The 10,662-nt window shown below is 49.5% G+C and carries 5 protein-coding genes and 1 pseudogene; all 6 read left to right on the forward strand.

The window, feature by feature from the left end; genetic code table 11:
• Nucleotides 1–469 (forward strand): annotated as a pseudogene (locus BN93_RS10135) (RagB/SusD family nutrient uptake outer membrane protein); the annotation flags it as partial.
• 37 nt (nucleotides 470–506) lie between these two features.
• Nucleotides 507–1,412: a zinc-binding metallopeptidase gene (locus BN93_RS10140; RefSeq protein WP_044260411.1), complete on the forward strand. Its 906-nt coding sequence runs from the start codon at nucleotides 507–509 to the stop codon at nucleotides 1,410–1,412.
• A 21-nt stretch (nucleotides 1,413–1,433) separates the two neighbouring features.
• The gene (locus BN93_RS10145) at nucleotides 1,434–2,762 is read left to right on the forward strand and encodes a DUF4302 domain-containing protein (RefSeq protein WP_019188223.1); all 1,329 of its coding nucleotides are present in this window, start codon (nucleotides 1,434–1,436) and stop codon (nucleotides 2,760–2,762) included.
• A gap of 24 nt (nucleotides 2,763–2,786) precedes the next feature.
• Entirely contained in the window at nucleotides 2,787–3,884 is a 1,098-nt protein-coding gene (locus BN93_RS10150) for a BACON domain-containing protein (RefSeq protein WP_019188224.1), read from the forward strand.
• 723 nt (nucleotides 3,885–4,607) lie between these two features.
• Complete coding sequence (locus BN93_RS10155) at nucleotides 4,608–6,797, forward strand: glutamine synthetase III family protein (protein ID WP_019188225.1); 2,190 nt, start codon at nucleotides 4,608–4,610, stop codon at nucleotides 6,795–6,797.
• A gap of 1,897 nt (nucleotides 6,798–8,694) precedes the next feature.
• Nucleotides 8,695–10,662 (forward strand): SusC/RagA family TonB-linked outer membrane protein (locus BN93_RS10165; RefSeq protein WP_044260413.1); only part of this gene is annotated, 1,968 nt, incomplete at its 3' end.

The following is a 10,662-nucleotide window of genomic DNA, read 5'->3' on the forward strand; positions in this document are numbered from 1 at the left end:
GTTGCTCAACCGTGCAGAGGCCTACATCATGCTTAAGAAATACGACTTGGCGGCGGCCGACCTCACGACGTGGATGCAGAACATCGTCAACACGAACGTGGTGCTTACCCCCACAAGCATTGAGGCATTCTATAAACCCATAGACTACTCGTACAGTGACGACAAGAAGTTGCAGTCCACCATCAAAAAACACCTACATCCCAAGTTCGCCATCGACACCGAGGGTAGCCTGCAAGAGTGTATGTTGCAATGCGTGCTGGGCTTCAAACGCATCGAACAGCTTCAAACGGGCGCACGATGGTTCGACATCAAACGCTACAACATCACCGTGATGCGGCGCCTCATCAACGAAAACGGCACGCCCCAGGAGCTTACCGACAGCTTGGCGCCCGATGATCCAAGGCGAGCCATACAGCTGCCGCAAGACGTGAGGGATGCCGGTGTGCCGATGAACCCACGCAATAAATGAGTGAGACAACACCAAACCAACGCTTAACAAAACAGCAATGAAGAAGAATACATTATTATATATCCTCGCATCTGTTATCTGCATAGGGACGATGGCGGGGTGCGCTGACGAGAAACTCTCACCCAACAGCGTAATAACTGCCGACAAGCGTACGCCCACACCACTAGACCTTTGGCTCGACCGATATTATGTGTCTACGTACAACATCAATTTCAAGTATCGATACGAAGACATAGAAAGCGACATGAACTATTATACCGTGCCCGCAAGCTACCAAATGGCCATAAAAATGGCCAACCTCGTGAAGTATTCTTGCCTCGAAGCATTCGACGAAGTGGCCGGACCCGACTTCACGAAGGCCAATTTCCCCAAACTGATTTACCTCACCGGCAACTGGGAATACAAGAACAACGGCACATTTATTCTGGGTACGGCCGAGGGAGGAAAGAAAATATTGCTTGCTGGCACCAACTTCATAGACCAGTTCATCCAAAGTGCCGAGGATATCAATACCTATTACCTCAAGACCGTCTATCACGAGTTCACCCACATCCTGAACCAAACGAAGCCCTATTCGGCCGACTTCAAACTGGTTACAGGCTCAGGGTACGTGGCCGACAAATGGAGCGAGAGCCCATACGCCAACACCAACTATTGCTACGAGCATGGTTTCATCTCGGCCTATGCCCAACATTCAGACGTGGAAGACTTCGCCGAGATGTTCTCCATCTACGTTACCAGCTCTCCGAAAAAGTGGAACGCCTGGCTGGATATTGCCAATGCAAAAGGACAAAAGGACAATATCTTAACCAAGCTAGACTATGTTAGGAACTACATGCGTGAATCCTGGAACATCGACATCGACAAACTTCGCGACGTGTACCTTAGGAGAGAAGACGATATCGTAAAGGGAAAGGTAGACCTCACCAACATTTCACTATAACAAAACCTAACGCATACAACAATGAAGAAAATTCATCATATACTTTCGGCACTGCTGACGCTCGCCGTAACGCTGGGTTTGCAATCGTGCCTAAAAGACCAGGCCGACGTGTTCGACAACGCATCGTCGCTGCGCCTGCAAGAGTATCTAGACAAAACGCAGAAAACCCTAGTGGATGCACCCTATGGGTGGGCCTTCGACATCTATCCCGAACGGACACAGGCCTATGGGGGATACGCCTTCACCTTAAAGTTCGACAGAGAGAAATGCAAGGTGCGGAGCGTGCTGGACGCAAGTCGTGAAGACGAGTCTTACTATAAAATGACCTCCGAAGTGGGGCCTGCCATCACTTTCGACACCTACAACCCCTTGATGCATTATTTCTCCAACCCGTCGTCGGCCAGATTCCAAGCCTTGAAAGGCGACTTCGAGTTCGTGGTAGACAGTGTGTCGGAGAACCTCATAAAAGTGCACGGCTACCGCACAAAGAACGTGATGTATCTGAGAAAGCTAGACATGCCCGCAGCCAAGTATATTAATAAGGTGGACAGTTTCAGCGCAGACTTCACCCCCACCGGGCTTTGGTCTTTCAAAGGCAAGGTGAATGGCACTGATGTTCAGGGCGAACTGGATGCTTCGGAACTGAAACTGACCTACAACTCCGGCCAAAAGGAGGAAACCACTGCCATCGCCTTTACCGACAGGGGCGTTAGAACCTACCGCCCATTGCAAATAGGTGGCACAACCTTCGGCGAGCTTACCTTCAACGCATCCGACTCAACCTATCGGGCCAAGGGCGCCAACAATGAGGAGATAATCCTGAAAGCCGAACAGCCGAAGTGGTTTCCGGCATACGCCAATGCCGCAGGAAAATACACATTGGAGGCCGTCTATTCCCTCAACAACACGGACTACAGCGTGGAACTCGATGTCGACTTGAAACTCACAGCCGACTACAAGGGCTACGAGATGGAGGGAGCGTTGCTGGGATATAATATCAGGCTGACGTTCGACCGTGAAGAGGAGGCGATGATTGTTGCGCCGCAACAAATAGGAAGATTTCCAGATGGCAACGTATTGATGTTAACAACTTTCTCAACTTCTGCCGGGCGCCTTACCACTTCGCCCAGCGCCTGTTTCTCATTGAAGTGGGACAACGCGGCTAATGCTTACGTTTTCCGCCCCAAAGGGGAATGGGGATACCCCTCATCCGGCTGGTTCTTAGGCGTATACGATAGTCAATGGTCTTTCTTGGGCAATGCCAAGGCACTCAAAGTGCCGAATGCTTACCTCTTCGGTCGCGCATACGAGAGACTGGACCAGTTGCTCAAACTTAAAAGAAGGCAATAATACAAACGTAAAGAGAATATCAATATGAAAAATATTTTCAGTGCATTCCTTGCCGCCGTTGCCCTGTTTGCAACAGTGGCTTGCAGCCAAGACGACAACGTGGGACGTACGTTTGGCGACAAGGCAATCACCATAGACAGCTCGAGCGTCACCTTCACGGATGCACCTTCCACAGGAAGGGTTACCGTAAAGGCCGCAGGTCCCATTACAAAAACGGCCGTTTCCAACGATTGGTGCAAAAGCACGTTCAGCGGAAACGTCGTCACCGTTGAGGCAACGCAAAACACGTCGTTCACTTCTAGGGTAGCTAACCTCACCATTTGGGTTGGCACCGACAGCATTAACGTGCCTGTTCACCAACAAGGGCTGCCCGGATTTACCATAGGAGAAAGAACCCAATACCTGGTCAGCAACAAAGATACCAGCATTGCCATCAGTTTCCGGCACATCGATGGGGTATCTGTCACTACCCACAAGCAGGGAGAATGGCTTACACCCACAGTAGAGAACGGCAAGGTAATCATCAAGGTGGCCGCCAACAACGGCAACAAGCAAAGAGACGGATATGTTGACATCAGCTCGGGCAGAAGGCTTCCCATACGTATCAACATTCAGCAAAATTGGGATGTAGAAACGCAGATGAACGGCAGTTGGACTTTGACTTACTTTTCAAAATTGGATACCACTGGCCTTACACGCCAGCAAATAGACTGCACTTTCGACAAGGATTCCATCCGGATAAACAGTGCCGACCACGGCAAGGTGTCCATCCCATTCCGTTTAAAAAAGTCTATTCCCGCCACGTTCATGCTCGACGGTAGCGTCAGATGTGGGGGCAAACTCGACAATTACACGCCGTTGCTCTATCTCGTGGCCGACTACCAAAGGCTTTGGTCGTATCTTACAACGAGCACAACCATAGCCGGTCGTATATTGCCTAACGCCGAAGGGAAACTTAGCATAAGGCCAACAGGTTTCCTTGAAGGGAGGGAAGAACGGCCCATTACGCGCTTTTGTTTCGTGTTGCACGACAATGTGCCGCCAACAGGCATGCCTAAGAACAACAACGGATTTAAATACGTCTTGGCCGACTTCTTTTTCCCCGTCTTCGTGAAGAAATAGTAATAGTCCATAACGTTTAACCCCAAATCGGTTCATTAAAGCCTGTGCAGATTTCATTTGATTGTTGAAACTATTGTCTGTCTTGTTTTTGAAGGCGTAGCAGGCTACATTTAAAGGATAAGACGGGCAAGATGTCGACAAGCGAACGGAAGATAACAGGAAACGATGGACATAACTTAAAATGTTTGATAAACGGTCTAATGAACCGATTGGGGGTTATTTTTATTTATGCCCATGCCGCTTTCGGAGCAAACCGGAAGGCGCGCATGGGCATTTTATGTACCCTAGGTGGCGTTAGCCATTTTTTCACCTTTTCACTTTTAGGAGTTAAGGAGTTAGGGAGTTAAGGAGTTAAGCCAAATGCCTAGGTGGCATTAGCCGTCTTTTCACCTTTTCACTTTTAGGAGTTAAGGAGTTAGGGAGTTAAGGAGTTAAGCCAAATGCCTAGGTGGCGTTAGCCATTTTTTCACCTTTTCACCTTTTCTCCCTTTCACTTTTAGACGTTAAGCCAAATGCCTAGGTGGCGTTAGCCATTTTTTCACCTTTTCACCTTTTCACCTTTTCACCCTTTCCCCTTTCCCTTCCCATCATTATGCCGTCAACACGCCACTTTTTCGCGCAAAAAGTTGTACTTTTGTAGGCATAGGGCGTCAGTGCGGCAGCACAAGGACCCACATTCGCCCATCATCAGCACAACAATATAGATAAAAAAACATATCGACAATGGCAAACTTGAGATTTGAAGTTGTGGCAGAAGCCTACAAGAAGAAACCGCTGGAAGTGATTACACCCGCCGAAAGACCATCTGAGTTTTTTGCGAAGTACGTCTTCAACCGAGCAAAGATGTACAAATACCTACCCGCCGACGTTTACGAAAAGCTTACCGACGTTATCGACAACGGCACGCGCCTAGACCGTTCTATCGCCGATGCCGTGGCCAAAGGCATGAAACAATGGGCCAACGAAAACGGGGTTACACACTACACGCACTGGTTTCAGCCCCTAACAGAGGGCACGGCAGAAAAGCACGACGCCTTTGTAGAGCCCGACGGCAAGGGCGGAATGATTGAAGAGTTTTCGGGAAAGTTGCTCGTTCAGCAAGAACCCGACGCATCTTCGTTCCCCAACGGCGGCATACGCAACACGTTCGAGGCTCGCGGATATTCGGCTTGGGACCCCACTTCGCCCGTGTTCATCATCGACGACACGCTTTGCATCCCCACCATCTTCATTTCTTACACGGGCGAATCGCTCGACTATAAGGCACCGCTGCTGCGTTCGTTGCAGGCCGTTAACACAGCTGCCGCAGCTGTAGCCCAATATTTCTACCCCAAAGTGAAGAAAGTTAGCTGCAACCTAGGCTGGGAACAAGAGTATTTTTTGGTTGACGAGAGCCTTTACTTTGCCCGTCCCGACCTAATGCTCACAGGCCGAACGCTCATGGGGCACGACTCGGCCAAGAACCAACAGATGGACGACCACTACTTCGGAACAATTCCCGAACGTGTGCAGGCCTTCATGAAAGACTTGGAAATACAGGCTCTCGAATTGGGCATACCTTGCAAAACGCGCCACAACGAGGTGGCGCCCAACCAATTTGAACTGGCGCCCATCTTCGAAGAGGCCAACCTGGCCGTAGACCACAATATGCTATTGATGTCGCTCATGAAGAAAGTGGCACGCAAGCACAGTTTCCGTGTGCTGCTCCACGAAAAGCCTTTCGCCGGCGTTAACGGCAGCGGAAAGCACAACAATTGGAGTTTGTCTACCGATACGGGCGTGCTGTTGCATGCACCTGGCAAGGGATACGACGACAACCTGCGCTTTGTGGTGTTCATCGTAGAAACGCTCATGGGCGTGTATCGACACAACGGATTGCTGAAAGCATCGATAATGAGTGCAACCAACGCCCACCGACTGGGCGGGCACGAGGCTCCGCCTGCCATCATTTCCTCGTTTCTAGGTACGCAACTCAGCACGCTGTTGGCACAAATCGAGCGTGCCGACGACGACGAGTGCTTTGCCGTGGCTGGCAAAAAGGGAGTGGAACTAGACATCGACCAAATTCCCCAACTGCTTATCGACAACACCGACCGCAACCGCACTTCGCCCTTTGCCTTTACAGGTAACCGCTTTGAGTTTCGTGCCCTTGGTTCGGAGGCCAACTGTTCGTCGGCTCTCATCGTGCTGAACGCTGCCGTTGCCGAGGCTCTCAATAGCTTTAAACAGCGTGTCGATGCACTTGTGCAGCAAGGTGTTGACCTTAAACGCGCCATCGTGAGCGTGTTGCGCGATGACATACGGACCTGCCGTCCCATCATGTTCGACGGCAATGGCTATTCGGAAGAGTGGGTGCAAGAGGCCAAACGCCGCGGGTTGGACACGGAAACAAGCTGTCCGCTGGTGTTCGACAGGTATCTCGACGAGGATAGTGTGCAGATGTTCGAGAGCCTGAACGTGATGCACCGCAACGAGTTGCAAGCCCGCAACGAGGTGAAATGGGAAACCTACACCAAGAAGATACAGATAGAGGCGCGCGTGCTGGGCGACCTCTGTATGAACCACATCATACCCGTGGCCACGCATTATCAAAGCCGATTGGCTAAGAACGTGCAGAGTATGTTCGGCATCTTCGCCAGCGAAAAGGCGCGCATACTTACTTCGCGCAACGTGAAAATCATCGAAGAGATTGCTCAACGCACGCAAACCATCGAAACGAAGGTGGAAGAACTGGTTGCGGCACGTAAGGTGGCTAACAATATTCAATGCGAAAGAGAAAAAGCAATTGCCTATCACGACAATATCGCACCACGAATGGAGGCCATCCGCTATGAGGTGGATAAGCTGGAACTGCTCGTGGCCGACGAACTGTGGACGTTGCCTAAGTATCGGGAACTCCTCTTTATAAGGTAGAGGTTACGAGTTGGGGAGTTAACAAGTTGACGGGCTGACGAGTTAATAAGTTAACGAGTGGACAAGTTAACGAGTTACAAGTTAACCAGGTTGTCGAGCATTTAGTTTAGTAAGCTAGTGGAGCAAGGGTTTCTCGTTCTGCTAGGCTTACTAGCTTTTCTAGTATTTCTAACTTTCCTAGGTTTTCTAGTTTTCCTAGATTATCCGGTTTTCTTAGTCTTCCTATTATTCCTAGTGTTCCTAGTTTGTCTAGCTTTTCTAGTTATACTAGCTAGCCCTACTTGTTATCATCAGCGGAGACCTCTTTTTTGCTTAACCCCCAAGTTTACCTATTCATCAGCGTTGTTAACCCGTTAACTCGTCCTCTCGTCAACTGGTTAACTTGTTAACTCGTCAACTTAGGTTATTGATTTTATTTTACAAAAGCGGTCTGTTTTCCACTCCGTTCTAGCGAAAAAATAGGTCATAAAGTAGGCAAATTACTACTATTTCTCCTCTTTCACGTCTTTCCTTTTGTCTGTTTTTAGGCAAAATAGCTGCTTTTTGCACCATTTTGCCTTTCTTGTTTGGTTGTCATCTCGCGATTTTTTAGGCTCAATTACCCACTTTTTACCCCCAAAAAACCACTTTTTAATGGCTATTTCGTCCCTTTTGGGCATGTTTTTACCAGTTCGATAGGGTTTTATTTATACCATTTAAGTGGATATTTATTCTTTTCGGCTTGCGTTTAGCACCATTTTGTACGGCATTTAGCACCATTTTACCTTGCGTTTTGCACCAAAACGCACTGCATTTAGCATCAAAACGCATTGCATTTAGCACCAAAACGCCATGCGTTTTGCACCATATTGCACTATATTTGGCAACAAACGGCCCCAAAAGGGGTGCAAATGCCGACCTCTTGAAATAAATATTCATTTTGTCGCATTCACGCACTGCCCCTTTTTAGCATCACAACAAACCTTCGCGAGAATCGATTTTTTGCGGCAAGTTGGCAATTGGTGCACAAAAAGGGCACTCATGGCGTTGATTTTTCTACTGAAAATATTACTTTTTTGCACTATTGCCACGTTTGGCCACAAACAAATGGAGCTGAATTTTGGATTTTAGCGTATCTTTGTTCAGTACTTCGTACCTGAGAGGAGTGGCTGTCTTGGTTTTGTATCACAAAGATAATATACTCCTATCAATACTGGTTTACAATCGAGTTCTGTTCGCCTTGCTATTGTATTACAAGGACAACAAACGCCTCTCAATTGATAGGCAGACTAGAAGTTAAATCTTTCTTAAACCTTAAAATCTATTAACAATATGAAAACAAGCCTTAAAAATCAATCAAAACAAACCAACCTATTGATATTTAGCTTATATTTGTAAAACCTTTCTAAGAAGTATCAATCATACAAAAATATCCTACACATGACCTATACAACCCAAACAGCAACATCCCCAATGGCAACAAATAACCTACTGCGCACCAGTAGTTAATGCCAACACCACGTTATACAAGTGGTTGCAGGCACCGGCATGCCGACAAAAGGGCCAAACCGTAACGTCCAAAGGCCTTAACCGCAGCCAACGAACCACCATACGCAAAGCGATGGCGCCTAACAATAGGCCGCTTTCACCCTCTATCAGACCATTTAACAAGCGCGGCTCAATGCCCTTGGTCTGCACCAGATGCCCAAACATTCTTAAACTGTCGCCTTCGTCCGCCTAACTCGCAAACACGGCCATGTAGCCTGCCGAACGTATTGCTCGCCTACAACGGCCAACTGATACAACCCCAACTAGCTGGCGTACAAACGGCAAATGACGAGAAAAAGAGACGGCAATGGCAGCGATGCCACGCTCGACAAAGAACTAAAAACGTTGAATCTTAATAGATGTAAATGAGATGAACGAGAAATCTACCCAATCGGACAACCTTCACAAAGGACTCCAAAGAAAAAGACTTGCGCTTAGTTCCCCACCCATGCGAACTACGCTCATGTTGTCCCTTGCGCTCTCGCTTGGGGCCATGCCGTCTGCGGCGCTTGCCAACGGCACGCCCGCCAACGGCCTTTTGCCTAACCCGATAGCCCTGCAACAGCAAAGCAAGGTGGCCAAGGGCGTGGTGACAGACAGCAACGGCGAACCGCTTATCGGCGTAAGTGTTACCGAAAAAGGCACAAACAACGCCTATGTAACCAACGTCAACGGCGAGTTCGAACTGCGCCTATCGTCTGCCAACGCCCAAATCGTCGTGTCGTATGTAGGTTTCCTCCCCCAAACACTTAGGGCCTCAACCAACATGCGCATCGTGCTGAAAGAAGACAGCAAGGCACTTAACGAAGTGGTGGTTGTGGGATATGGCGCACAAAAGAAAGCCAACCTTACGGGGGCGGTAACCAGCGTAGACGTTAACAAAAACCTTTCGAGCCGACCCATTGCCGACATCGGACGCGGCCTGCAAGGCGTTGTGCCCGGCATGAACATCCGCGTACCCACTGGCGAGGTGGGTTCGGACCCACTTATCAAGATACGCGGACAGATTGGCTCCATCGAAGGCAGCAATGCGCCGCTCATCTTGCTCGACAATGTGGAGATACCCAGCATACAAGTGGTTAACCCCAACGATGTGGAAAGCATATCGGTGCTTAAAGATGCGGCCTCGGCCTCTATCTATGGAGCAAAGGCTGCCTTTGGTGTTGTGCTCATCACCACGAAGAACGGTGCCAAGAGCAACCGCTTAGAGGTGAACTACTCTAACAACTTCTCGTTTCAAAGCACCGCAAGGAAATTGGAGATGGGCGGCATCGACGGCTTGCAATACACGCTCGACGCACAAATAAACCGCGGCGCACCCCTGCCTGCCGGCGGTATGTGGCGCGTAAGTCCTGAAAGCATCAAGCGCATGCGCGAGTGGCAAGAGAAATACGGAGGCAGCGTTAAATGGAACGACCCCGTGCTTTATGGGCGCGACTGGGAAGTGATTGGCGGAGAGAAATACGGATACCGCCTTTACGATGGCGTAAAAGCGATGGTGCGCGACTGGGCGCCAACGATGACGCACAACCTGTCGGTGAACGGCAAGTCGGGCAACACCTCTTATAACATCGGGCTGGGTTACTTCACCCAGGATGGTATGTCGCGCACGGCAAAGAAAGACGACTTCCGCCGCTACAACGCCTCTATATCGCTGCAATCGGAGATTAACCAGTGGGTTACGGTGCGCATGAGCTCGCTTTACTCCGACCGTAACAAGCGTTATCCCGGCGTTGGAACCACATCTGCCGACCCCTGGCTCTACCTTTACCGCTGGAGCCCGCAGTTCCCCATCGGCGTAACCAGCAATGGCAGTCCGCTACACGAACCCTCTTACGAACTGGGTGCGGCCAACACCGACAACATACAGAACAAGTATTTCAACATCAACCTCGGCGTAACCGTAAACATCACCAAGAATTGGGACTTTAAGTTGGACTACACTTACGACCACAACGCACAGGAAACGAACGAGTCGGCCATTCAATACCGCGCAGGGCAAGTGTGGTACAACCCCGTTCAGTGGCTTGAAGACGGTTATCCCGTGTACGTAGACGAGAACGGAAACCGCACAGACACAGGCGGAAAACCTGCATATCGTTTTCCCGTTGCAGACTATTACTCGAATGTGGCATCGAGCTATGTGCAACAGTCCAGCAGGGCAACAGACAACAACACCATCAACGCCTACACCACGTACAACCTAAGGCTGGGTGCAGAGAAAGAGCATGCCTTTAAATTCATGGCCGGTATGAACCAAGTAACCAGCAAATGGACTTCACACGAAACCCTGCGCAACGGGCTTATCGACCAAACCAACCCGCAGTTCCACTTGGCA

Origin of the sequence: Prevotella conceptionensis 9403948 (assembly GCF_000312305.1) — a bacterium.
In the GTDB taxonomy this organism is placed as follows: Bacteria; Bacteroidota; Bacteroidia; order Bacteroidales; family Bacteroidaceae; genus Prevotella; species Prevotella conceptionensis.

Excerpts from the sequence above, each read along its gene's own strand:
- BN93_RS10140 (WP_044260411.1), top strand. The coding sequence starts at position 507 with ATGAAGAAGAATACATTATTATATATCCTCGCATCTGTTATCTGCATA.
- BN93_RS10145 (WP_019188223.1), top strand. The coding sequence starts at position 1,434 with ATGAAGAAAATTCATCATATACTTTCGGCACTGCTGACGCTCGCCGTA.
- BN93_RS10150 (WP_019188224.1), top strand. The coding sequence starts at position 2,787 with ATGAAAAATATTTTCAGTGCATTCCTTGCCGCCGTTGCCCTGTTTGCA.
- BN93_RS10155 (WP_019188225.1), top strand. The coding sequence starts at position 4,608 with ATGGCAAACTTGAGATTTGAAGTTGTGGCAGAAGCCTACAAGAAGAAA.